The organism is Bacteroides sp. D55t1_190419_B8 (assembly GCF_015558905.1).
GTDB classification, from domain to species: domain Bacteria; phylum Bacteroidota; class Bacteroidia; order Bacteroidales; family Bacteroidaceae; genus Bacteroides; species Bacteroides vicugnae.
Map to the genome: position 1 here is coordinate 228,671 of NZ_JADMOU010000006.1, position 24,506 is coordinate 253,176.

The following is a 24,506-nucleotide window of genomic DNA, read 5'->3' on the forward strand; positions in this document are numbered from 1 at the left end:
GAAGAATGAAGAGTGAAGAATAAGTATGGCGATAAGAAAGAATACGAATCCCCAACAGATGGACCTGCAACCAGAGATGCGTGACTTGCTCATGCGCAATGGTATGCAGGCTCATGTGGTGAGTAATGGCAGCGGCTATCAGCTTGTGGTGCAAGGGCATGACAGTCCGCTGCTTACCTATAACATCACCGAGAAGCAGATGTTGGCTCTGACCGACTGGGGTACGAATCATGCCAACAAGTTAGCCTACAATACCTTTACGGGCATTGTGGGCAACGACTTCTATATGCCCAAGAACTTCGTTCATGCACGCAATGCCAACGGTCGTGTAGCTATGGGGCTGCACGGCTATCGTGTTGGTATCGGCGAGTATGGACGGATGGGGCGCATCGATATGCCACCACCCTTTTTAGGTTGGACACCACGCAGTCAGGAGGGATTCCATCTTCGCAGAGTTGGAGGACGATTGTTCTTCCCCGAAGCCCCGATTGTGCCTGAACGTTGGGACGGCAGAATGAAGCCTGGCGAATTGCAGAGCGGCGGTTATGGGTTCTATTATAAGGGACAGCAACAGAGTTATAGCCCTCAGCAACAGGATGTGCTGAAAGATTTGGAGGGAATCATAATGCCTTCCATCAGCCGCACGAGAAGCACGGAGCCAGCCAAGCCTTATAAGGAACTGATTACCTCGCCTGTCTATTTCACCAATGAGAAGTGGCAGGAGTGTCTGGCATCGCATGGCATCATCATTGATGAGAATGCGAAGACGCTGACCATTCAGTCGAACAGCGTCAATGCCGACATGGTGTATGACCTGACAGATGAGGAACTGAAGAAACTCACCTCCAACTCCATCAAGGAAGTGCCCGTCGTTCAACGCTTGGAACTGCTGAATGGCATCATCAAGGACGACTTTGCTGACAAAATCCTGATGGACACACTGAATAGCAAGGAGCGCATCGACCTGCATCTGCATCCCGAACTTGAACAGGAGTTGCAGCAGCGTCAGCAACAAGACGAGGAACGGTTGCTTCCGTTGGAAGAGGACGAGACTGTCAGACGTGACGTGTTGCAAGGCGATGCCATGGTGAGAGGTGAAGACCTTGCCTTGATTAATGAGAACAAGGGTTGGTATCGTGAGGGAGCGCATGGGCGTGAAGTGAAAGTCGGTGACATCATGGTGGAGAAAGTGCCTCCGATGGAGGGAGATAAGAAAGGCGAAGATAAGTATCGCATGACCGCCATTATCAATGGAGAAGCCATCACGCACGAAATCAAGCAGAAGGACTACGACAAGTTCTTGGCGGTGGATGACTACCATCGCATGAAACTCTTCTCCAAGGTTTTCAGTGAAGTGGATATGAAGACACGCCCCGAAACCAACGCCGGACTGGGCACGAAGATATTGGCGGCTCTGACGGCAGGAGCAGTCGTTACAGCAGAGGTGGCGCATGACATAAGCCACCATCATCACCATCCAGCCCCGGAGTTCTATGCAGAGCATCATGGCGGTCCACGTCCTTACTTCAAACCGGGAGTGGATTCGCCACAGGAGATTGCGGCAAGGTACTTTGAGGCAGAAGCAAATCATGTTGCCACGGAGATAAGGAGAGGATATTAACAATGTATAATTTACAATTTATAATTTATAATGAGTAGTGAACTGACATACGATGACTTTCTGGACAGGTTGAGCATACAGGAAGTACTGGTGGACGCAGGGTATCATCTGAACAAGAGAGATGGCTTGCGTTATCCGTCGTATGTGCGTACTGACAGTGAGGGCAGACGGGTGCGTGGTGATAAGTTCATTGTCACGCAGAATGGGAAATGTTGCTTCCAACCACCGCAGCAGAAGGTGTATAATGTCATTTCGTTCATCAAGGAGCATCCAGAAATGTTTTCAGAGAACAAGGTGGGAATGTCTCCTGACCGACTCGTCAACCTCGTCTGCAACCGACTGCTCAACCAACCCATAGAGGACAGACCATCGAAGATTACAGAACCAAGAAAGGACGGAAAGCCATTCAACCTGAATGACTACGACATCCACAAGTTCAATCCGCAGGACAGGGAAACGCAGAAAAGGTTTTATCCCTATTTTAAGTTCCGAGGCATCGACCTCTATACGCAGTATGCTTTTCATCGGCATTTCTGTCTGGCTACTAAGCATCGGACGGATGGACTTACCTTTGCCAACCTTGCCTTTCCGCTTGTACTGCCCAAGACACCCGACAAGACTGTGGGCTTTGAGGAACGAGGACGACCGAAGATGGACGGTAGCGGCGGTTACAAGGGCAAGGCAGAAGGAAGCAACAGCAGTGAAGGACTGTGGATTGCCAACCTCACGGGCGAGCCGTTGGATAAAGCAAGCGAAATTGTATGGTTTGAGAGTGCCTACGATGCCATGGCAGAGTATCAGATAAATCCTGTAAAGATGGTGTATGTATCTACGGGCGGCACACCCACCGAGGGACAGATGCGAGGACTTCTGTCCGTTACTCCCAACGCACGGCACTATTTGGGTTTTGACAAGGACGATGCAGGGCGGCAGTTTGTTGCAAACTTCAGGAAGGTGGCAGCAGAGATGGGCTTCCGTCACGAGCATGTGCAAGCCTATCATCCATTGGGTTGCTACAAGGACTGGAACGATGCGCTGCTCAACAAGAAATCAGCAGAACTGATTGCCAAGGGCGAACCAGATACCTTCGACTATGCCGAGTTTATCGCAGCCGGCAAGGCAGAGAAACAAAGGGAAAAAGAAGAAAAGAACACATATCATAGAAGCGTATGAGACAAGAAGATAATAGCATCATCACCTTGTGCCCCAGCATCGGACAGTTTTTCATCAACGAACTGCCTCTGTTGCTGTTGTGCGTGGCAATGCTCCTAATCGGAGGATTGCCCGGTTGTGCATATAGTACCCTGTTGCTTGTCTTCAGCCTCCTGTTCTCCCTCTGTTTACTCTACCGATTCATCTATCTGAGGAGTATCCGCTACCATATCGGGAGCGAGCAACTCATCTGTGAGCACGGAGTGTTTCAGCGGAGCGTGAACTACATGGAGTTGTACCGAGTGGTGGACTTTGCCGAGCATCAGACATTGATACAACAGTTATGCGGACTGAAAAGCGTGACCGTGTTGTCGATGGATAGAACGACACCGAAACTGGAAATGACCGGCATCAGCAACAGCTATGACGTGGTGAGTGTGATACGAACAAGAGTAGAAACGAACAAACGAAGAAAGGGCGTATATGAGATTACGAATAGATAAGATTTGGTTCATTGTCGTGGCATTGGTACTGAGCGTGCCGTCAGCCCATGCACAGATTGTGACTGCCAACCCTTTGGAATGGATGGCATTAGCAGAGGGCAACGAAGCCATCAACGGTGAGATAGAGAAGGAAATCAAAGGTCAGACCAAGACTGCCCTGTTGCAGAATACCATCGCCGCAGAGTTCACCAAGATACACGAATGGGAGAAGAAGTACAACAGTTATCTGAAAACCGCCAGTGGTTATGCCTCTTCCCTCAAAGCCTGTACCTATCTGTACGACGATGGAGTGAAGATATTCATCACCTTGTGTAAGATGCGCAAGGCCATCAACAATAATCCGCAAGGCATCGTTGCCACCCTCTCGATGAACAACCTGTATATGGAGACCGCCACGGAATTGGTGTCCGTCTTCACACTGCTGAAAGATGCAGTCGCCAAAGGAGGCAAAGAGAACATGCTGACTGGTGCGGAAAGGAGCAAGACGCTGTGGGCACTGAACGACAAGCTGAGTGCCTTCAGCAAGAAGCTGCATCGTCTTTATCTGTCTATACGATATTACACCATGACCGATGTGTGGAACGGCGTGACGGCAGGGATGATAGACCGAAGCAATGGAGAGATAGCCACCCAAGCCCTTAGCAGATGGCGCAGAGCAGGACGTATGACCATCAGTGATTAACGATAAAGGAATCAGTCATGAAGTATTTCATATCAATTGCCATTTTTATGTTTATATCATCTTTTGCAGGAGTGCGGGCGCAGAACGACCCGACTCTTGCGGGGATGATTCTGATGTACACCAACAAGGCGGAGAAAGAACTGAAGAATCAGGAGAAAGTGATGCTGCTACAATCCACCGGCCATATCTGGACCAAGGAGGAAGTGGAAGCCACTACCGACCTGCAGCGGGAGTTCAACAACTATCTGGACTCCTTCCGTTCCATCGTCAGCTATGCCGCACAGATATATGGTTTCTATCACGAGATAGGTCAGTTGGTGGACAATATGGGTGGATTGGTGGCGCAGTTGGATGCCCATCCTGCCAACGGACTTGCCGTAGCCCTGTCAGCCAAGCGCAACAAGATATACCGCGAGCTGATTATGAACAGCATCGAGATAGTTAATGACATACGCACGGTATGCCTGTCGGGCAACAAGATGACCGAGAAGGAGCGTGTGGAGATAGTCTTCGGCATCCGACCCAAACTGAAGAAGATGAACAAGCAGTTGAAGCGACTGACGAGGGCGGTGAAATACACCACCATGGGCGATGTTTGGATGGAGATAGACGAAGGGGCAAGACCCACCAAAGCGAACAAAGCCGAGATAGCAGCGGCTGCCAAGAGGCGGTGGAAGCAGGTGGGCAAGAACGTAAACTGATGGAGCAGCGAGAGCAGAGCCGAACTTGTTCGAGCTATGCCGAGTCGTGACAGAAGAAGACGAAGTCAAACCGTGATTAAAAAACGATAAGATATGGGATTTTGGAGTTCATTATTGAAATATGGTGGCAAGGCGGCACGAGGTACTGGCCATGTCATCGGAGTAACTGGAAAGACCTTAGGCAGTGCGGCACTCCACCCGCAACGCACCCTTATGGGAGCCGGCAAGGCTATGCAGACGGCCGCAGTGGGTAGTGCCGCAGGCTATGTGACATGGGAGAAGCTGACCACAGACAAGAGCGTGGCACGCATCGTAGGTGATGCTGTCATCGGCGAGAATGCCACGGAAGCGGTGGCACAAACCGCCAACGATGTGCAACGTCTGACGGGCAAGGCTGGTGAAGCCGTTGATGCGGTGAACACTGTAGCCGGAAAGATGGACACCCAGTTCAGCGGCATCAGTGATTTCTTTAGGAATATGTTCGGAGGCGTAGGATGCGACATGATAGGCAATCTCTTTGGCAATATCGGCAAGGGCAACGTGTCGGGTATGAGCATCGTCGGACTGGTGGCTGCCGCCTTCATGGTATTCGGACGCTTTGGTTGGATGAGCAAGATTGCGGGTGCCCTGCTTGGAGCGATGATCATCGGGAACAATTCTAAGGTGGCGCAAACTCTGCCTAACAGAGGCGGTACGTCTTCACATGGGCAGAACATGAAAGAAGCAGAGACCCAAAGCAGAGGGATGAAACGATAACCAATATACAGTGATATGAGATATACAGAAGAAATGATACTGCGCTCATCGAGCGGCTACTGTATGCCGTTTGAGGAGCCTATAAAGCAGGACGTGCAGATGTCCTTGGGTTACGGAGAGCAGAAAAATCCCGTGACGGGAGAAACATTCTTCCATCACGGCATAGACTTCTCAGTGAACCATTACCTGCTGTCGGCGGTGGCAACGGGAACCGTCTCTGCCATTGGGTCGGACGCGGAGCATGGCATCTACCAGACCATCCGCTACGGCAAATACGAAGTGACTTACAGGCATCTCTCCAATGTCTTCGCCAACTTCTCCCAAAGCGTCAAGGCCGGTCAGACCATCGCCATCAGTGGCGACCTGCTGCACATGGAGGTGAGGTTTGACGGAGAGGAAATCAATCCGTTGGAGTTCCTCACCATGCTCTACGGCAATATCAAGGCATTGGAGCACAATTCCCAAATGGGCATCAATGAACTGGACATGAACATCCCTTCACCCTACGACACCGACCGTCAGGAGATAGAGGCATTGATGCTCCGCTTCCTTCCCTCCTACTTCGAGGACCTTCAACAAGGAGCATACTCTCTGCCCGAACATACGGAGCAGTCGTTGAGAAACATCTTCTCGTTGGGAGCGAGCAAGCATTATTTCTACGAGACCATGCCGAGCATGGCTAATCCCTTGGGCATCGGCAACCGCTGTATGCCTTTGGCGACTAAGGTGCAGAACCTGCTCATTGCCGACTTTCTCAACTATCTTGCCATGCGACATCAGGTATATCTCTCCACGATGGACGAGGTGTTAAAAAAAAACTCCAAGAGCAAGCCCTGACGCATGACGGCATCATCGACCCTCTTGCCGACTTGGACGTGGATATCCAGAGCTTCGACATTCCGAGGATAGTGAGCGTCTATCCCGACCGGGCTGGCGTGAGATGGTGGACAAAGGCATGGTTCAATGGTAAGGAAGAGGGGGAACCCTCCGTGGAGATTGAGGAACGTATGGCCGTGCAGTTCATCCACTGCCAAGTGGACAAGGACGCATGGTTGGAGGAACACTATCCTAAGCAGATGGAGATATATCACAATGCCATCGAGCAGACAAAGGAACAGATATTACAGCAGTATAATATATAAACAAGGTATATGGCAGTTAAGAACAGTCAGCGATTCGCAGAGATAGAGCGTCTGATGGGCGACTACTTCGGGTGTCACCTTGCCCCCGTGATGGGCAGGGTGCAACGGGACTTGTCCAACAGACAGGCAGACGAGATGCGAGCCTACTCCAACAGTACGGCTGGCATCCTACGCTCATTGGCCACTGCCAATATGCCTGGTGATGACCCATACGCCACGCTGAAGATTACAGGCAAGTGGAACAGCAAGACCACCGAAGACTATCTGGCGATGTGCAAGGAGGCTATTGTCGGCAACAAGGATATGCAGCGTGACCTTGCCGTGATGGCTGAGGAATGGCGCAAGGCGGTGGTGACGGAGATAGGACGAGAGCGGTACGATGCACTCTCTAAACAACTCGGTTGTGATTTGGCATACGCCTATATCGATCACCGCATGGAGCAGCTGATGATAGAAAAAATGGTGAAAGACCGTATGCCAACATCTTCTGCCGACTATATCATCCGCAAGGCGGCACAAAGCAGTCTGTTCGGTCTGCCCTACGAACTGAACAAGTCACCCCTTGCCGCAGAGATAGAAGCCAAAGGAGAGGCAGCCTATAAGCCCTCTCGAACAGAGAAGGCAGCGGGATGGGCAGCCGGAGCGGGTGCCGATGTCGTGGCCATGGGAGGGATTGGCTCATGGGCAACCTTCGCCAAGTTTGTCGGTATCGATATGGTGATGAATGTCGGCATGGAGCACCTAAGCAAGAAAGGTAGCAGCCAAGAGGTCTGTGTCGAGGAGTGTATCAGCAAGGGAGTTTTCGGTACGGGCACCAACGTCTTCGCCTCATTCCGCAAACAGGCAAAAGTCATCAAGAACCACGAGAACAGCTATATCAAGGCTACCAACAGCCATTTCAAGAACAAGATTCCCACGAGCAATATCACTTTTATGGATTGGACGAAACAAACCGAGCAGACCTCTTTTCCTTGGAACAAAGGTACGTTCCTTGACCCTCAGAGAAACGAAGCAACCAAACGTACAGGCAAGTACAAGGATGTGCCCTTGATAGTTGCGCCTGGACAGGAAGACGAGTATCTGGAGGTTAAGGCGAGACTGGATGCAGAGGCTGAGAAGGAGAAGAAGGCAGAACCGAAAGAAACTCCTGATTCATCGACTGAAGAGGCAACACCATCTGTAGTCCAGCAGGAGGAAACAGCCTTACAAACAAACGAAAATGGATGGGACGGGCTGTTGCAGAGTTTTGGACTGAACGGCTTTTCAGACATCGGCAAGAACCTTGGTTATGTGTTGGCGATGCTGCCCGATGTACTGGTGGGACTGTTCACTGGCAAGACAAAATCGCTGAATATGGACAATAGCCTCCTTCCTTTGGCCTCTATCGTGGCTGGAATGTTCGTGAAGAATCCTATACTGAAGATGCTGTTGATGGGTATGGGAGGTGCCAATCTGCTCAACAAAGCGGGACATGAGGTGCTGGGCAGGAAACAGCAGGAAGGCATTGCACCTACAGTTAGTCCTGCTGCATCTCGCATTCAGTACCGCCAATATCCTGATGAACCACTCAATCCTCGTATCAGCAACCCGATGCTGCAAGGGCGGTGTCTCGTTGCCAACATTGACCATGTGCCTTGTACCATTCAACTGCCTGACAGTGTGATTGGGGCGCATCAGTCGGGGGCATTGCCGCTGAATACATTGGCTAACGCCATACTTGCCAAGAACGACCAGATGCGACAGATGGCAGCAATGCAGTACGAAGAGCAGGCACGGGAGAGCGTGGTGCGACCGAGGGGAATACAGTGAAGCCCGACAACAAAATTGTCGGGAACGGTGGCTTGGTAAGCCAATTATAGAATGTGATTGAGATAAACAAAAAGATAAAAGCATGAAAGAGAAATCAGAATTTGAGAAGCGGACGGCGGAGAAGCAGGTGTCGCTGCTCACTGAGGCACTGACGAGTGCGGTGGATGCCAAGGGACATTGGTTGAATGCAAGCGGCAAACTCTATCCGAAGCTCTATCCCAAGGGCTTTTCGGTCAGTCCGTTCAATGCCCTTGTCCTTGCCCTTGACTCCGATGCCAAGGGTTGCAAGAGCAATCTGTTTACGCAGTTCTCCGAAGCGAAGGCACGGGGTGAGAGCGTGAGGGAGCATGAGAAAGGTGTGCCGTTCCTGTATTACAATTGGAATAAGTACGTCAACCGCAACAATCCCGACGATGTCATCACCAAGGAGGCATACGCAGAACTGTCGGAACAGGACAAACAGCAGTACAAGGGAGTGAAAAACCGTGAGATCCGTGTGCTGTTCAATATCGACCAGACGCTACTGCCTATGGCTAACGAAACAGCCTACACTACGGCATTGAAGAAGGATGGCACGGTGGAGGATAGAGGTTATGGCGACAAGGAGGACAAGCAGCTGCATGGGTGCGTCAACGGATTCCTTCAGAAGATGAAGGACAACCTCGTGAATGTACGTCAGGACGGCACGGGTGTGGCGCACTACGACACCGAGAAGGATGTCATCTACCTGCCACGGCAGCGTGACTTCGAGCACTACAATGACTATGTACAGGAGATGATGCGTCAGTTGGTGTCTGCCACCGGTCATCAGCAGCGGTTGGCACGTGAGGGCATGGTCATGAAGAACGGCAAAGCCCCGTCGGAGGATGCCGTGAAGAAGGAACGACTCATCACTGAGATAGCTTCGGGCGTGAAGATGCTCGAACTGGGACTGCCTGCCCGTCTGTCAAAGGACAGCCTTAGCATGGTGGACTATTGGACGAGGGAACTGAAGGAAGACCCTTGTCTGATTGATGCCATCGAGAGTGAGGTGAACGGTGCGCTGAAGGTGTTGAAGAAAGCCGAACTGGGTGAAAAGGTGGAGTATGCCACCGACCAGCATCAGCGAGAGACGGCGCAGATACAGGTGCAGTTGCCCAACCACTACTTCGTAGCAGACGAAATCAAGCAGCATCCCAACGAGGAGCAGCGTACTGTGGTCATCGTGCGTGATGATGCCAGCAAGACCGCCGATGTGGTGCTGCCACAGGGTGCATCGTTGGAGGTGAACAACGAGATCAAGGGCATGAACAAGCAACGCTTCACCAATGCCTTGCAGAAAGAGGGTTATGACAACGTGCGTTTCTACAATCCCGACGGAGCCTTGGGCTTCCGTCCCGACGACAGTTATTTCGCCGACAAGAAAATCACGGTATCAAGACTGCGCAACTGGTCTATCGAAGACCTATCCTCGTTGGATGCTTCTGAGGCCGTAACCCACAGCCGTGACATCGGTTTCGACAATGTGCAGTTGGTAAAGGATGACAAGGAGCGGTGGGCATTGTACATCAAGCCCGAAGGTAAGGAGGGCTTTGCCGTCTATCCCGACAAAGGAGACCTCAATCATTTCTTCACCACCTTGAAGCAGTCGATGGACAACATCGAGCGTGTGCGTGAGGAACTGGCACAGAAGTATTATGCTATGGCAGAGGCGAAACCCGACCTGAAGGTGGACATCTTCGGAGGTAATGAGCAGGAGGTTGATTTGAACCGCATCCAGCGTGTGGCAGTATTCCGTGCCAAATCGGGCGAATGCCTGTGTGCAGCCACTATTGACGGCAAGAAGTTGCAGCCGAGAAGTGTCAGTCCGTCACAATGGCAACGATTGTGGGTGGCTCCTGACAGGGATTCCTACAAGCAGAACCTTGCCGCCTCGCTGTTTGCTGATGTATTGCAGAAAGACAACAATGTCGAGCAAAGTACACAAGAGAAGCAGGAAGAAGCGACGGAGGTGAAGCAAGCGGAGACGGCAATTGTCGATAAGCATGATGAACAGAAGGAAGTGGTACTTAAGGAAGATAAAAGCTCTGAACAAAGGGAAGAGAAGAAACAAGAGGAAAAGAAAGAAGAAAAGAAGGATGAAAAGGCTGTCAAGGCTGCTGTCTCTCCCCTTGTCCAACAATATCTTGACTTGAAGAAGAAGCATCCTGATGCCATTCTTTTGTTTCGCTGCGGTGACTTCTATGAGACCTACAAGGATGATGCGGTGAAGGCATCCAAAATATTGGGTATTACGCTGACAAAGAGCAATGGGCGCAAGGATGATGAAGGCAAGCCGTTGGCAATGGCAGGATTCCCATATCATGCCCTCGACACCTATCTGCCGAAGCTCATTCGTGCTGGTGAACGGGTGGCCATCTGTGACCAGTTGGAAATGCCGAAGCAGACAACATCATCGAAGCGTGGAATTACGGAGATGGTGTCACCTGGAAAAGAGACAGGAAAGCAGATGGCACAGGAAAGTCAAGAAACAGAACAACACACCAGTCTAAGGAGATAGGCTTATGGGAAAGAACGCAGCGTATGCCGCACAATATGCGGAGGAAGCCAAAGAACAGATGCGGATGTATGGGATTCCTGCCTCCGTCATCTTGGCGCAAGCCATACTGGAGAGCAGCAACGGACAGAGCCAACTGTCGCGCGAATGCAACAACCACTTTGGCATCAAGGCTACGGCATCGTGGTTGAAGAATGGCGGAGAGTATGGAGTCTATACGGATGATAGGCCCAACGAGAAATTCTGTAAGTACAAAAGCGTGGGTGACAGTTATGAGCATCACTCGCAGTTCCTGAAGCAGAACAAGCGTTATGCGCAGTGCTTCACGCTGTCGCCTGACGACTACAAGGGATGGACGAAGGGCATTGAGCGTGCCGGCTATGCCACGGGCGGCGGTTATGCTGCAAGTCTGCAGCGCATCATTGAAGCCAACGGACTGGACAAGTATGACAGTGAGGTGATGGCTGAGATGCGGGCAGAAGGTCGGTCGTTCGGGGTGGAGAATAATCCTCGTAGAGAAATGCCTGCTGCCCATGTACCGCAGTCTGCCGGGTATTCCTTTCCTGTGGAGCGAGAGGAGTTTCTCTTCATCACCTCGCCTTTCGGCAATCGCCAGGATCCGATGGATGCCACCAAGCAGCAGATGCACAAGGGCATTGACATCAAGACGAACCATGAGGCGGTGTTGGCCACGGAGAACGGCGGCAAGGTGGTGGCGGTGAACCATAATGCGAACACGGCAGGAGGGAAATCCGTCACCGTGGAATACAGCCGTGAGGATGGCAGCAAGGTGCAATGCTCCTACCTGCATCTGTCTGACATAGCAGTAAAGGTAGGTGACGTGGTTAATGCCAGTCAGAAGTTGGGGGTGTCGGGAAATACCGGCACCAGAACCACTGGCGAGCATCTGCATTTCGGAGTGAAGAGTGTATCGGCTGACGGCTCAAAAAGGGATATGGATCCAGCCGCTTATCTGGCAGAAATCGGACAGAAAGGCAACATCAAGCTACAGGCCCTGCATAACGGCAATGACCTGTTGGCAAAATACAAGAGCAATGCGCCACAGGAGCAGAAGGTTTCGTCGGAGGACTGGATGAAGAAAATCCTTTCCTCGGAGGACAGCGGCGTGGGCATTTCGGGAACGAATGACCCTATACTCGACATGGCGATGACCACCTTCATGTCGCTGATGATGTTGGCAGCGCAGATTGACAGCAATGATGAGGAACGACAAAAAGGACTTATCTCTGCCATGGCAGCCAACCGGCTCGTAGATTTGACCTCGCTTGTTCCAGGCATGAGGCAATGCACCATTACTGTGGGTGAGAACGGCAAGACTGTGCTTCATGCAGAGAGCGGTACGGTGAAGATTGACCGTGAACTGACCTCCTCGGAGATGAACCGCCTGTCGCTCATTTTGGGCAATGCCAATCTGTCGGAAGAAAGCAAACGGACGAAGATTGCGGGAATGGTGACAGGCATCGTGGCGACACAGCAGGCTTCGCAGAACTTCGAGCAAGGGATGGAGGCTGAGAGTCAACAACAAAATCTGCAAAGGAAATGAAAAGGATAGCAAGTCATCTGTGTACATTGCTGGTGGGTATGGTAGCTGTGGCAGGACACTTCATGCTTACCCAATGGCTTTTCGGTCAGACCGTGGCCATCATCTATCTCGGCTTCCAACTTATCATAGCAGCGTGGATAGTCTATGAACTGATACGTGCGCTAGTATATGATGATTGAAAAGAGATTATTGTCATTGCTAAGACATTTCACTTGGACGATGGATATGTATAATTCAAATAGTATCGAGCAATGATCAAATGTAATGTAACAGTGTGCGGAACGGTCAGCAAGGCTGCGACCTGCCGCACGAACAAGGAGGGCAAGGCATTCGTGAGCTTTGCCATGAACGTAGTCATTCCAGCGAAGAGCGGGATTAACAAGACCATCGAGGTGTCGGTCATCAAAGATGGGACACTGACGGAGGTGGGCAGCTGCAACATCGGCGAACGCATTGAGGTAGCCGGTGTATTGGTACCAAGAAAATGGGGCGATGTCCTTTATTTCAACCTGTCGGCAAGCAGCATCAGCCACCAGCCTGACGAGGCAGAGGACTGCATCAAGGGCGTGATGGAGTTCCGCGGCAAGGTGGGCAAGAGCATTGAGGACAAGACGGACAAGAATGGTGTGCCGTACTGCCAGTTCTCCGCTTTCAGCGCAGAGAAAGTACAGGACGGATTTGAATACATCTGGGTAAGTTTCTTCCTATTCGATGGCAAATGCGAGGCATGGCTGCAACCAGGCGTGAAAGCGAACATCAAAGGGGCATTGTCTGTCAGTGTCTTCAATGACAAACTGGACTTCTCCTGCCGAGTGTCTGAAATGAGCGAATATGTTCCGCAGCCCTATAATGGTTAATTGACTATGGGAAAGCCTTATGCTAAGGAAGGTCCGAGTGCCGAAGACAAGGCACTCGACCTGTTTGCCGATATGATGATTGAGCGTATTCAGTCGCTGTCGGGCAAAGACGGATGGAAAAAGCCCTGGTTTACTGAAGGTGCGTTGCAATGGCCGAAAAACCTGAACGGACGAGAATATAATGGCATGAACGCTATGATGTTGCTCCTGCATTGCGAGAAGGAGGGTTACAAGATTCCTCGCTTCTGTACCTTCGACCGCATACAGCAGTTTAACAAAACTGGCAAGAAAGACGAGGAACAGAAGCCCCGTGTGTCAGTACTGAAAGGTGAGCATTCTTTCCCCGTGATGCTCACCACGTTTACGGTGGTCAATAAGGAAACAAAGGAACACATCAAGTGGGAGGACTACAAACTGCTCTCTCAGGAAGAGCGCGAAAAGTACAATGTATATCCAAAGCTTCAGACTTACCATGTCTTCAATGTGGCGCAGACCAACCTGAAGGAGGTCAGACCAGAGTTTTGGGAGAAACTGGAACAGGAATACTCGATGCCCAAGGTAGAGAAGGACGAGCAGTTTGCCTTTGAACCCGTGGATAGGATGATAGCGGACAACCGTTGGATATGTCCCATCAAACCGATGTTCGGTGATTCCGCCTATTTCTCCATCAGCAAGAATGAGATTGTGATGCCTGAGAAAAGGCAGTTCAAGGATGGGGAGTCTTTCTACTCGAACCTTTTCCACGAGATGGGACACTCCACGGGTGCGGAGGGACAGTTAGACCGCATCAAGCCCGCTACCTTCGGCTCGGCAGAGTATGCACGCGAGGAACTGGTGGCAGAACTGACGGCTGCGCTGACCGCTCAGCGGTATGGCATGACAAAGCATCTGAAAGGAGATTCGGCTGCCTATTTGAAGTCTTGGCTGGATTCGCTGAAGGAGTCGCCGCAGTTCATCAAGACCACGCTACTCGATGTGAAAAAAGCTACCTCAATGCTCACGCAGCATATCGACAAGATTGCTATGGAGATAGACCAGGAGAAAAAGGCTGAGCAGGAAAACGGGCAAGGGAAAAGTTATCTATCCATAGATGACGGCGACCATGCAGTCTTGGCATATAATGGTTCTGCTGTATATATCCAGCATCATGAGAAGGAGGACTCTGTAAAGATTGCTGTGCCGACGAGTAACGGTCTGGAAGTGAAACTCTCTGTTCCTTACGACCACGGCAAAGACCTTGACACCAATTATCAGGAGGCTTTTGCCCAGTACAAAAGCCTGACAGAGCCTTCACAATCGAAAGAAAACGTCTATTATGCCTCCATCGCCTATCTCCAATCAACGGATGACACATCGGAACTGGATAAGCTAAAGGAGAAAGGTGACTATCAAGGACTGCTGACGCTTGCCAAGGAATACTATGACGGGAACGGCATGGACGAGGAGCAGACCTACAGGAAGCCGTGCCAGAACAGAGGCGATGACCTGCTAATAGAGGACAAGGACTTTGCAGTGGTCTATAACGGGAGTGTCGGCGGTACGTATGAGGTGTTCCTGAAGCATACGGAGCAAGAAGTGCGTGACCATATCACTCGCTATGGCATAGGACGTGCCAGTGAGGACGTGAAGGCTGTGGCGAGGGAGATGACCGCCGAAGAGTTTTCGGAATTGGCGCAGCGAAAAATGCCGATATTCCAAATGCCGAATGGTGGTTTGCTGAACCTGCAATATAACAAGGATAAGGATAGCCTGGATGTGGGGACTGTGACCAATGCAGGACTCTCTGTGAAGCATACCTTCCCTTTCAGCCACAACCATTCTATGGACGCAAACATCAGCTCTGCGTATGAGCAACTGCTTGACATGGAGGAGTACCAGAAGGAAGAGGTACAAGAGGAGCACGTTGCCAAGTCCGCTTTCCGAAGATGAGAGTAGTATCGTAGTATATACTAATCGTAGGCTTTACTACTCATAGTAGGTACTAACAATAGTCAGCCGCAAGGAGTAATGTCCCTGCGGCTGATTTAATTTGGGGTCATTCCATATTATGAAGGAATGCTTGTAAATCCTCGTCTGGAATGCTCTTCAGTTTCACCGGCTTGAAGCCGTCCAACTGCTCCACTTGAAATATCTCGTCCACTCCATATTTGGAGCCATCCACCTTTACGCTCTCCATTTCATTGACGGAGGTATAGCCATACTCCGTTTCATGCAGACCGCATACGATGGTGAACAACGTGGTGTCGTTACCTTCCGGCTGTCCTTCAAGTACGAACCAACGGACGTGTCCGATGAAGAATATTGCCACACAAACGGCATCCTTGCCTTTGCCGTCCTGTGAATACAGAGGATAGGATTTCAGTATCTCCTCCAATACGGGTGTAATCAATCTGCTTGCCATAGTCAATCGTTGTTAAGTGTTCTGTAATACATTCTGTTCTCTACAAGGTGTTCGATGGCCTCTGCTGCCAATCGGCACACCCACTCGTCACGCTGGTCATAACGACCTTTTTGATAGTCGTTGGCAAGGCGTTCCAAGAAGGCAAACACCACCTTGCCCTTTTCGTTGATAAGATAGCGATGGTCATCTGCAAGGGCATTGCCTACCTTGGCGGCTGACCCCATCTGACCGTTTACGAACCGTGAGAAGCACTCGACAAATGCCTGCTCGTTTTCTGATAATCTGTGTAATTCCATACGCAAAGAAATTATTTGTTCAACTTGTTTTTCTTCCCTCCTTTTGAAGCCTTTCGGCTCCTCTTGTCGGGAACTGATTTTTCGTGCATCAAAAGACTGCGGAATGAGGGCGATAAGGCAAGAAAACAGACGGAGGAGTTAATGAAATACCCAAATCTTTGATTTGCGGAAAGCTGTCGTTCAGTCCTCTGCCTGTTAGCATGGCGGTACTTGACCATTCGCCCGGGCAGTAACTTTGCAAAGAAAAATGGGCATCGGCAAGTGGAATAGACACTACAAAACAGGAAAATCATTGATTTTTAGTGCATTTTTCTTTATTTCTTTCTTTGATTTAGGATAAAATATATAACTTTGCCTCCGAAAAAGTGTCACAAGTGACAGTTTTTCGTAAAATATGATAGTAAACAGATATAGATACATAGAACAGTTGAGCCGTTCAAAGAACAACGGGCTCATAAAGATAATCACAGGATTGCGACGTTCAGGCAAGTCGTTCCTTCTGAAGAAACTCTTTCATCAGCATCTATTGGATGAGGGCGTGAGAGAAGACCATATTCTCGTCATCGACATGGAGAGTAGGAAGAACAGAGAGTTCAAGAACCCGGACTACCTGTTGGACTGGGTGGAAAAGATGATGATTGACTATGAGACTTATTATATCATCATCGACGAGGTGCAGGAGGTGGAAGACTTTGTAGAGGTGCTCTCTTCCTTGTCAGTTACCGAAGGGGCGGATGTGTATGTCACAGGCTCCAACTCGCGTTTCCTGTCCTCTGACCTGGTGACGGAATTCCGAGGCAGAGGTGACGAGATACATGTGTGGCCACTATCCTTCAAGGAGTTCATGACGGTGTATGATGGTTCGAAAGAAGACGGTTGGGCTGAATACAGACTGTACGGAGGTTTGCCGCAACTACTTACACAGGTTGGGGATGAGAAGAAGGCTGATTTCCTGCGTCGCCTTTATCGCACGGTATATCTACGTGACATCTACGAGCGGAACAACATAGAACTGAGACCTGAATTTGAAGAATTGTCGAAGACCGTAGCATCCAGTATAGGAGCACCTGTCAATGCACTGAATATAGCCAATACGTTCAAGTCCGTAAGCAATGTGCAGAGCATAACCGACAAGACAGTGTCGGCTTATCTGGAATATATGCAGGATGCTTTCCTTATCGAAAAATCCGAAAGGTTCGACATCAAAGGACGGAAATACATAGGTTCGTTGTCCAAGTATTATTATCAGGACGTAGGTCTGAGGAATGCTATTCTGTCGTTCCGTCAGAGCGAGCCGACACATATCATGGAGAACGTCATCTACAATGAGATGCGTATGCGAGGATGGCTCGTGGATGTGGGTAACGTCTATCATCGAGTGAGGAATACGGAAGGAAAGCAGCAGAGGGTGACATTGGAAGTGGATTTTGTCTGCAACAAAGGGAGCGAGCGGATCTACATCCAGTCGGCGTGGCGTATGCCCGATGCAGAAAAGATGGAACAGGAGAAACGGTCGTTGCGTCTTGTAGATGACTCTTTCCGCAAACTGCTGATCGTGGGAGAACATACCAAGCAGTGGAGCGACGAAAACGGCATACAGATAATGAGTATATATGACTTCCTGCTTGACTGGTCAAGTACTGAGAAACACGGATAAAAAAAAGATATGCGCATAGAATATGCGTTAATACATATATGATTAAGGGAGGGCCTATCCATCACGGACAAGCCCTCCCTTTCTAAAATTTATCAATGAAAAAAAAGTTTTAGTGCTCTTGTTCGGAGCTGTATGTCTGGCTATAGATACAGCAGGATTCTGGTATGGCGGTTCGCCTCATTGGGCGAGTAATCGTCAATGCCGCCATCGAAAATCTGAGAGATGGTGCCATTTTCCATACCACGTTTCATCAGTTCCTCTGCAATGAATCTGGCACGGGAACGGCTGAGGTTATCATTGATGGCTTCACTGCCTGTGGCACTGTCGGCAGCGCCGATGACCTTAACTTTCAAGCCATATTTCTTGGCGATGCGTGCTACTTCGTCGAGATTGACGAGCTGTGACCTGTTGAGCAACCTGTCAGTGCCAAGTTCAAAGAAGAAATAGATGGGCGCACCTATGCAAGCCTTTCCTGAGTGGATGAGCGATAGGTAATCGTCTTCCGGCTCACCTTCAGCATTGCCATATTCTTCTGTACAAGAGGCGGACTCCATGACCTTTGTCTTTTGACCATTACCATACTTGTCTCTCATTCTTGCACGCAGCGAGTTGAGACCGCTGTAGTCGTTTCGAGGATAGCCATTTGTGACGGAAGAAGCGGCATCGTCAGAAAAGAGGTGGCCGTACTTGTCCAGAAGTCCCTCGATGGCAAGAATCTTGCGCAGCTGCTCCAGAGTCTGACAATCTCGATCGTGCTGGGCGTGATAGCGGCTGTTGCTGTCAGAAAGGGATGAGGCGTATGCCGAAAGCCATTCGTTCTGTGCGATGTACGGGCGAGCGTCTATCACTCGCTTCCAGCCAGTCTTGCCGATGCGGACAGAGAGGCCGAGGGATGCGGACAGCAGATGGTCGCCAAGGCGGTGTGCCTTGCCATAGCCGTCAAAATCCTGCATGGTGGTCATGTTGCCTATCTCTGCCGTAACAGCAATGCGTGGGGAGAGATGATACTGCCCCTGTATGCCGTAGGAAATGGCAAAGGGCTTGTGGGCATTCACCTTGTTGTGCAGCATACCCACGCCCACGTATGGAATGACACTCCATCTGGCAAGAGTGTGTACATCGTCCTTGTAGAGGTTGCCGAGGACATTCCACATGAAATCAGCACGCAGGTACTGGTAGTCCTGCGAGGAGTTGTTGCAGTCGTTGAACTGCATACCGCCATAGTTCAGACGACCGCCGACGGAAGGTGTGAACCATTTGCCGATCGACACGGAGAATGCCGGTTTCATGCGACCGAATAGGTCGTTGCATCCGAGCGGTTTGCCGAGGAAGACCGTAGTTCCTCCTGCCGCTTGGACAAACCAGTTGTCCGTCCATGGCGAAGCTACCAATGCCCCTTTCATGTAGGAAGGTTTAAGCGGACGAAGCATACCGTCTGCCGAAAGTCTGCATACAACGGTGGTGGTGTCCGCCGTGCGGTGATAGTCTTTGGCTTGCGCACCCAATGAAAGGGCGAAGCCAAGGGATAGAATAAGTATTTTTCTCATGTTGTTCAATTTAATCTGGTGAATACTATAACAGGTGATACGTGACAGTGCCGCTTATCGTTTCTTCCTTTTGCCGGAAGAGGGGCGCATCATGCGTGCAGCTTTCATCATGCAACGGCGTGCCCAAGCGCGTTCATCCTCGTCATCGTCACGTCCCCATTTGAGGTCGGACGAACTGCCGCCACCGCCATGACCTTCGGCAAAGGTGGTGGCATCATCGACGTAGCCGAGGAATAGAAGCGTGGCACAGTACATCACCTCCGTTCCATTCTCCGCAAAGGCCTGAAGCAGGGAACCGTCAAACACGTCCTTGCCCTCATTGGAAAGCCGTGCCACACGTTCGGAGAACTCGCTGACCATGTTTTCGAGAAGGGCATTTCTGAGAACGGTGTCCGCACCTTGTCGGATAGTATCGGAATATCTGTGTGCCTCCTGCCGCAACTCCTCCGTGCGCTCCTTCATGGCGGTCATCTCCTCACGCAGGGCATCGAGCTTGCGGTCAGCCTCTGAGAGCTTCTCCTGCTTGTCGTCCAGTTTCGACTGGATAGCGGACAGTTCCTGCTCCAGCTCTTGGACTTGCTGACGGAGAGCATCAGGATTGTCGTGACCTGCAAGAATCTGCCGATGCAATTCAGCAAGTGCCGCCTCCTTCTCAGCCTTCTCCTGCAAGAGGTTGTTGACCATTGAGGTGAGTCCTTTTACTCTCCGCTCTGCCAGACGGATGTCCGATTGGAGCGAGGCGAGTGTCCGCTGATGGGTGGCGACGGACTGCTCAATGGTGGTGCACTGTTCTGACAGCTGGCGGCGGTATTCTTCGGTGGTGCGGTGGCGTGCTCCCGTCTCTGAGACGGAAGTTCCGCGCTCCATGCCCCAACGCTTGTTGACATCGGCAAATTCGCTGTGCAGGGCTTTCATCCTGGCAGAAAACTCGTACTTGTCCTTTCCGGCGAATATCTGTTTGTATGCAAACTTGCCGTCCTTGATTGGCAAGAGGGTGCAGTGAACGTGCGGATTGGTTTCGTCCAAGTGTAAGATGAAAGCGACGATGTTCTCCTCACCGTATTTGTCCGCAACAAAGCGGTAAACATCCTTTGCCCATTCCTCAATGTCCTTGCATCGGGTTAGATGCGAATTGTCCGCTCCGTGAGTGAGATTCACCTTCTGGTCACCGAATGCCAATTCTGTCATACGTTCTCGTGAGCCTCCGAAGATGAAATTGACCACTGTGCGGAAGCGTGGCTCTGCCAGTCCCTCGTTGGGGTCTTTGATTCCACGGCTCCGCAGGATGTCTGCCATGCGCTCCGGGATGCTTCGGCTCTTGTCTATAGGACAAACCTTGCCGCCCCGAACCTCGAAGTTGAGCCGCTCACGGCTGCGGTCGTAGTTGCCTGTTGATTCAGCGGATCCCCAACCCTTTTCCGTCCAACGGCGTTGGTGCTCGTTGCTCTGTGCTGTGGTGATTCCCTTAGATGGTCGGAAATCCATAACCTGTTTTGGTGTTGCCATAACCTATTTCCTTTTATGTGTGTACAACTCTCCTGTCTCCAGCTTGCTGCTTGTAAGGACAGCCTCCCGATGGTCGGAGACCAAGAGGGGTATTAGGCTACCCAAATTCCCTCATTTCCGACCAACGGGCAAGCCCGATTATTTTACAGCAATGGCAGACGTGTAAACACTGTGCCAGTAGAAAAGAAGAAGCGTTGTACGGTGATTATTAGAGGTTAATACAGCCTTTTGATGGACAGGAGCCCTCTTGGTTGGCTACAATGGCAAGGAACGGTCGGCAGAGTGACTGAAACTGTGACTTGATGGCTGCGCTTTCCTGATGCAAGGCTGGTGAGCTGCCATCCAATGCCAATTCTGATATTGCCTTTGCCGCCTCGATGAATGAGAGCCAGTCTCCTCCCAGGTCTTTGTAAAAGAAGGGAAGAAGGGAGGTAACGAGGGCGTTATCTGTTTCCTGCGAAAGCACCTGATGGAAGGTGGCTTCGCAGACAGCTGTGAGTGCAGTCATACAAAAGGCGTGTCCTACAGATTCGGGAATGTTTCTTCCGCATGGCACCTTGCCAATTGAATTGCCATTGTCGGCTTTCTGCAAGATAATGGCTACTTCCTCTGTTGCATCTTCGTAGAGTTGTTCACATTCCGAGGCGCAAGCCGATGCGGACATCTTGCCGCTTCGCCATTCGTCCAATGCGGTACACATCTTCTGGCGGAACACATCCAAGGCTGCGTCAATCGGAGAAACGGCAGGTGTCTCAGCCAACATCGGGATGGTGATGATTTGGCTCTTCGTGAGACGGGTGACGGAAATCTGGTTCATCTTCTCCAACTGCTCGATGAAGGTGCGGACAGTGGCGCGGTGCCAATGCCAGCATCCTGCCAGTTCGGTAATGGTGATTACAAACTGCCCGTTGGACAGGCTGAACTCCTGCTTGCACAGATCCTTGGGGATGTACTGTACAGAAGCCTTGTCTACAAGGTCAAGGTAGGCTTCGAGCTTCGACAGCCTTATCCCGGACCTCTCTTTCAAGAACTCCAACAGGGACATCCGTTCAGACATCTTGCCGGAACTCGTTCTATGTTTCTGTTTCTTCATTTCAATAATCTGTTTGGTGAATACTGTTGTTTGTCGCCAGCTCCATTATACAAAAGGAACGGCATGATACAGGTGATACTTAATAGTAGTATATGATGAGCATTTCTGTGTCTTCGAGGAGCATCTTGCGGTCAGCCTTGTTCTTCCACAGCGATATGACTATGCGCGAGGGATAGAACAGTGATGCCAGAAGGACAAAGGAGATGGTGACAGCAAGCGTGAACAGATGAGGAGTGAAGACAAACACCACTGCCGCCAACGCGGCGATGCAGAAGGGTGTCCGCTCCTCGTGCAGACGCTGTAGCCACCTCTCCACATCCATAAAGACAAAGAATATGGCAAACGCTATGGTGGAAGCCACTACGCCTATGTCGTTATAGTGTACACAGAGGTAGAGGAAGTGGAACACGTACAGCAGGATGAGCAGCATCAACCGGTAGAGCTTCCTTGCTGTCACAAGCGCGGTCATGCGCAGATAGAACCGTGTCATAAACTGTCTGCGGCTTCTGTGCAGAATCATCGTCACAAAGAAGAACGCTGACATCAGGATGAGAAACAGTATCTTACTTGTCATAATATGTATAGCATGTGAATAATGGAAGTGGACTCAGGTCGGGCTGGACGACACCGTGTGTGGCAGTGGATATGATACGCTCCACATCCTCCAGTGTCAGTTCTCCCTTGATTATTCTCTGACGGAAAGCTCCGTCGGTTGTCCGAAGGCTCTTGATAGCCTGTTCCAAGTCGTACTCGGCTATCTGCCACACTTGCCCTCTCGTGTAGGGGAAATGATGGTGGATGGCCTTGACCACAAGCACACGGCTGAGGATGTCGGTCATTCTGCCGTTCCTGACTATCGTGTGGTTGCGGACAGTGGCGATGCTCTCAATCTCCAGCCATGTGCGGTGACGGTCGAGAAGATGGATAATCTTCATGTAAAGCGTTTCCTTCATCAGATGGTCGGGAGCTTGTGGCATGACTTTGGCCTTTGTTGTGGACAACAGAATGGAGCGTTGTTGCGGTAGAACAGGACTGTCATCTGGCAAATGTAACTTTCAAATGAAGTCGAGCAGGACTTCCTCCTTGGGCTTCATGTATTTGAAGAACCCGTTCTTGCAATGCAGACTGAGGTCGAGGCATACATCTGCCGACATGTGCTCCAGCGAGTCATAGATGGTCACTTTTATCTGGCTGACCATGCCACGCTCATCTGTGGAGCCGTTGACCTTGAACATCCGTCCGAAAGAAGGGTTGGAATAGGCACAGCAGCTGTGTCCGAACTCCGTATGACGGCTTGGAATGTGGTGATAGAGGATTATCATTTCCATCTCGTCTTCGAGCATATCCATCACCTCCTCTATCGTGAAAGGGGTGTTCAACTGGAAAGTAAGAAGCACGTAATCGTCATACTTGACAGGCTTCTCCATCTTGCGCTTGTCCAGCAGTTCTGGCAACTGCAAAGGCACGACGGCAAGGAAATCATCGCAAAACTGTTCTAACATAATCGTATTCTCTGTTTGGGGTGTTTATAATCTTGTGACATAAATCTTCATCATGAGCATGGGCATATCCGACAGGCGTTGCTTGTCGAGGTGCAGTTTCTTGGCCAGACCGTCCATCTCCTTGGGGAGCGCATCGGCTATTTTGTAGAGGTCTGCCTTGTCCTTGTCGGAGAGCACGCTCACGGAAAGGTCATCCATCGTCATGAACGGCTGCATCATCATCAGGAGGTAGGCGTGCATGGTGTGCTCGTCCTTTACCCTGCCACTATTCAGATCCTCGATAGCCGCTTGTGCGTTGCGCAGCAGACGGTGGTTGGTGCGCATGGAGAGGTATATCATTGCATCCTTGTGGGACAAATCCTTGCGGTCGGCGGCACGGAGTATCTCCCGACAGCAGTGTTCGGTGTTTCGTCTGATGTCACCGATGTCATCGTCAGCAAAATCCGGCAGGTATTGCAGGAAGGATTTGAAATACAAATGCTCTTCCTTGATGAAAGCGAGCAGGTCTTCCTTGCCGTGAATGCCTTGCTTGGCGGATTTTTGCAGGAACAGCAGGTAACGCTTCAGTACCGCCTGTTTACCACCTTTATTATATATAGGCAGGCTATCCAAGGAAGCGAAGAATGGCTGTGCTTCCTTCACGGCTTGCTGTAGTTCCTCATCACCAACATGGGAAGAGGTCTGTTCTCTGAGATAGAGCAGGTCGTGAAAGGTGCGTTGCTTAGACATCGCCATACGGCACAGCTCGATGTGGATGGAGTCGTTCAACTCATGATATACCGTGAACGGGTATGAGTGGGCTTTCCTGACAGTGTCACGTGAGATGCACGATGTCACGGAATCGTCCAACACGCGCCATTCGTTGACAATCTTAACTAATGTCTGAATTGAGACCTTGCCGTTCTGTCGAAGAGTGGTCAGAAAGCCATGATACTCTCTGATGGCTTCATCGCTCGAATGGAACGACTTCGTGCCGTTTCCGTCTGAACATGCTGTCAGCATGACTACGGCAAACGCAGTGGCAATACAAATGGCAAGTCTGATACAGCCATGCGAGTTTGATTTTGCATTATGCAATATTTGCTTCATGCAATGGAGGTTGGTTTGTCCTCCGAAAAGTTGGGTTTCATATTTCATTGTTGTCATTATTTTGAGTCTGATTTTGAAATTGACGGTGCAAA

Annotated in this window: 24 protein-coding genes; 15 read left to right on the forward strand and 9 right to left on the reverse strand. The window is 50.6% G+C overall.

Annotated features, from left to right (window positions below; all coding sequences use genetic code 11):
• The first annotated feature begins 25 nt into the window (after positions 1 to 25).
• From I2I13_RS08250 to I2I13_RS08315, 14 genes are all read left to right on the forward strand, one after another.
• Positions 26 to 1,621 carry a hypothetical protein gene (locus I2I13_RS08250; protein WP_005816239.1) on the forward strand — a complete coding sequence of 532 codons (1,596 nt, stop codon included), beginning with the start codon at positions 26 to 28 and terminating at the stop codon, positions 1,619 to 1,621.
• 30 nt (positions 1,622 to 1,651) lie between these two features.
• Complete coding sequence (locus tag I2I13_RS08255; protein WP_005816242.1) at positions 1,652 to 2,794, forward strand: toprim domain-containing protein; 1,143 nt, start codon at positions 1,652 to 1,654, stop codon at positions 2,792 to 2,794.
• Positions 2,791 to 3,276 (forward strand): PH domain-containing protein, encoded by a 486-nt coding sequence (locus I2I13_RS08260; RefSeq protein WP_005816244.1) that lies wholly within the window; start codon positions 2,791 to 2,793, stop codon positions 3,274 to 3,276. Before I2I13_RS08255 ends, I2I13_RS08260 begins: the two co-directional genes overlap by 4 nt.
• Positions 3,257 to 3,958 (forward strand): hypothetical protein, encoded by a 702-nt coding sequence (locus I2I13_RS08265; RefSeq protein ID WP_005816246.1) that lies wholly within the window; start codon positions 3,257 to 3,259, stop codon positions 3,956 to 3,958. Before I2I13_RS08260 ends, I2I13_RS08265 begins: the two co-directional genes overlap by 20 nt.
• Positions 3,959 to 3,975: 17 nt before the next feature.
• The gene (locus tag I2I13_RS08270) at positions 3,976 to 4,659 is read left to right on the forward strand and encodes a hypothetical protein (RefSeq protein WP_005816248.1); all 684 of its coding nucleotides are present in this window, start codon (positions 3,976 to 3,978) and stop codon (positions 4,657 to 4,659) included.
• A gap of 93 nt (positions 4,660 to 4,752) precedes the next feature.
• Positions 4,753 to 5,415, forward strand: coding sequence for a hypothetical protein (locus tag I2I13_RS08275; RefSeq protein WP_005816251.1), 663 nt, complete (start codon positions 4,753 to 4,755; stop codon positions 5,413 to 5,415).
• A gap of 15 nt (positions 5,416 to 5,430) precedes the next feature.
• The gene (locus I2I13_RS08280; RefSeq protein WP_005816253.1) at positions 5,431 to 6,252 is read left to right on the forward strand and encodes a M23 family metallopeptidase; all 822 of its coding nucleotides are present in this window, start codon (positions 5,431 to 5,433) and stop codon (positions 6,250 to 6,252) included.
• 32 nt (positions 6,253 to 6,284) lie between these two features.
• The gene (locus I2I13_RS08285) at positions 6,285 to 6,557 is read left to right on the forward strand and encodes a hypothetical protein (RefSeq protein WP_007897422.1); all 273 of its coding nucleotides are present in this window, start codon (positions 6,285 to 6,287) and stop codon (positions 6,555 to 6,557) included.
• Positions 6,558 to 6,566: 9 nt separating this feature from the next.
• The gene (locus tag I2I13_RS08290; RefSeq protein WP_005816255.1) at positions 6,567 to 8,366 is read left to right on the forward strand and encodes a hypothetical protein; all 1,800 of its coding nucleotides are present in this window, start codon (positions 6,567 to 6,569) and stop codon (positions 8,364 to 8,366) included.
• 82 nt (positions 8,367 to 8,448) lie between these two features.
• Positions 8,449 to 10,905, forward strand: coding sequence for a zincin-like metallopeptidase domain-containing protein (locus I2I13_RS08295; RefSeq protein WP_005816257.1), 2,457 nt, complete (start codon positions 8,449 to 8,451; stop codon positions 10,903 to 10,905).
• A 4-nt stretch (positions 10,906 to 10,909) separates the two neighbouring features.
• The gene (locus I2I13_RS08300) at positions 10,910 to 12,466 is read left to right on the forward strand and encodes a glucosaminidase domain-containing protein (RefSeq protein ID WP_005816260.1); all 1,557 of its coding nucleotides are present in this window, start codon (positions 10,910 to 10,912) and stop codon (positions 12,464 to 12,466) included.
• Positions 12,463 to 12,645: a hypothetical protein gene (locus I2I13_RS08305; protein ID WP_005816263.1), complete on the forward strand. Its 183-nt coding sequence runs from the start codon at positions 12,463 to 12,465 to the stop codon at positions 12,643 to 12,645. Before I2I13_RS08300 ends, I2I13_RS08305 begins: the two co-directional genes overlap by 4 nt.
• 72 nt (positions 12,646 to 12,717) lie before the next feature.
• A complete protein-coding gene (locus I2I13_RS08310) occupies positions 12,718 to 13,323 on the forward strand; it encodes a hypothetical protein (RefSeq protein ID WP_005816265.1) in 606 nt (201 codons plus the stop codon).
• A gap of 6 nt (positions 13,324 to 13,329) precedes the next feature.
• On the forward strand, positions 13,330 to 15,252 hold the full coding sequence (locus I2I13_RS08315) for a zincin-like metallopeptidase domain-containing protein (RefSeq protein WP_005816267.1): 1,923 nt from the start codon (positions 13,330 to 13,332) through the stop codon (positions 15,250 to 15,252).
• Between the two features lie 106 nt (positions 15,253 to 15,358).
• Here I2I13_RS08315 and I2I13_RS08320 read toward each other — a convergent pair whose 3' ends face one another.
• Complete coding sequence (locus I2I13_RS08320) at positions 15,359 to 15,724, reverse strand: DUF2958 domain-containing protein (protein WP_005816269.1); 366 nt, start codon at positions 15,722 to 15,724, stop codon at positions 15,359 to 15,361.
• 2 nt (positions 15,725 to 15,726) lie between these two features.
• Complete coding sequence (locus tag I2I13_RS08325) at positions 15,727 to 16,020, reverse strand: hypothetical protein (RefSeq protein WP_005816271.1); 294 nt, start codon at positions 16,018 to 16,020, stop codon at positions 15,727 to 15,729.
• A 394-nt stretch (positions 16,021 to 16,414) separates the two neighbouring features.
• On the opposite strand from I2I13_RS08325, the gene I2I13_RS08330 reads away from it, so the two are divergent.
• A complete protein-coding gene (locus I2I13_RS08330; protein WP_005816273.1) occupies positions 16,415 to 17,677 on the forward strand; it encodes an ATP-binding protein in 1,263 nt (420 codons plus the stop codon).
• A gap of 140 nt (positions 17,678 to 17,817) precedes the next feature.
• Here I2I13_RS08330 and I2I13_RS08335 read toward each other — a convergent pair whose 3' ends face one another.
• The 7 genes from I2I13_RS08335 to I2I13_RS08365 form a co-directional block, all read right to left on the reverse strand.
• Positions 17,818 to 19,224, reverse strand: a complete 1,407-nt coding sequence (locus I2I13_RS08335; protein WP_005816276.1) for an OmpA family protein — start codon at positions 19,222 to 19,224, stop codon at positions 17,818 to 17,820.
• A gap of 54 nt (positions 19,225 to 19,278) precedes the next feature.
• On the reverse strand, positions 19,279 to 20,730 hold the full coding sequence (gene mobV, locus I2I13_RS08340) for a MobV family relaxase (protein ID WP_005816278.1): 1,452 nt from the start codon (positions 20,728 to 20,730) through the stop codon (positions 19,279 to 19,281).
• A gap of 208 nt (positions 20,731 to 20,938) precedes the next feature.
• Positions 20,939 to 21,823: a hypothetical protein gene (locus tag I2I13_RS08345; protein ID WP_005816280.1), complete on the reverse strand. Its 885-nt coding sequence runs from the start codon at positions 21,821 to 21,823 to the stop codon at positions 20,939 to 20,941.
• A gap of 79 nt (positions 21,824 to 21,902) precedes the next feature.
• The gene (locus I2I13_RS08350; RefSeq protein ID WP_005816282.1) at positions 21,903 to 22,397 is read right to left on the reverse strand and encodes a hypothetical protein; all 495 of its coding nucleotides are present in this window, start codon (positions 22,395 to 22,397) and stop codon (positions 21,903 to 21,905) included.
• On the reverse strand, positions 22,387 to 22,800 hold the full coding sequence (locus tag I2I13_RS08355; RefSeq protein WP_005816283.1) for a hypothetical protein: 414 nt from the start codon (positions 22,798 to 22,800) through the stop codon (positions 22,387 to 22,389). Before I2I13_RS08355 ends, I2I13_RS08350 begins: the two co-directional genes overlap by 11 nt.
• 78 nt (positions 22,801 to 22,878) lie before the next feature.
• Positions 22,879 to 23,325, reverse strand: a complete 447-nt coding sequence (locus tag I2I13_RS08360; protein ID WP_004319947.1) for a hypothetical protein — start codon at positions 23,323 to 23,325, stop codon at positions 22,879 to 22,881.
• 24 nt (positions 23,326 to 23,349) lie between these two features.
• Positions 23,350 to 24,462 carry a hypothetical protein gene (locus I2I13_RS08365; RefSeq protein WP_005816286.1) on the reverse strand — a complete coding sequence of 371 codons (1,113 nt, stop codon included), beginning with the start codon at positions 24,460 to 24,462 and terminating at the stop codon, positions 23,350 to 23,352.
• Positions 24,463 to 24,506: the final 44 nt, after the last annotated feature.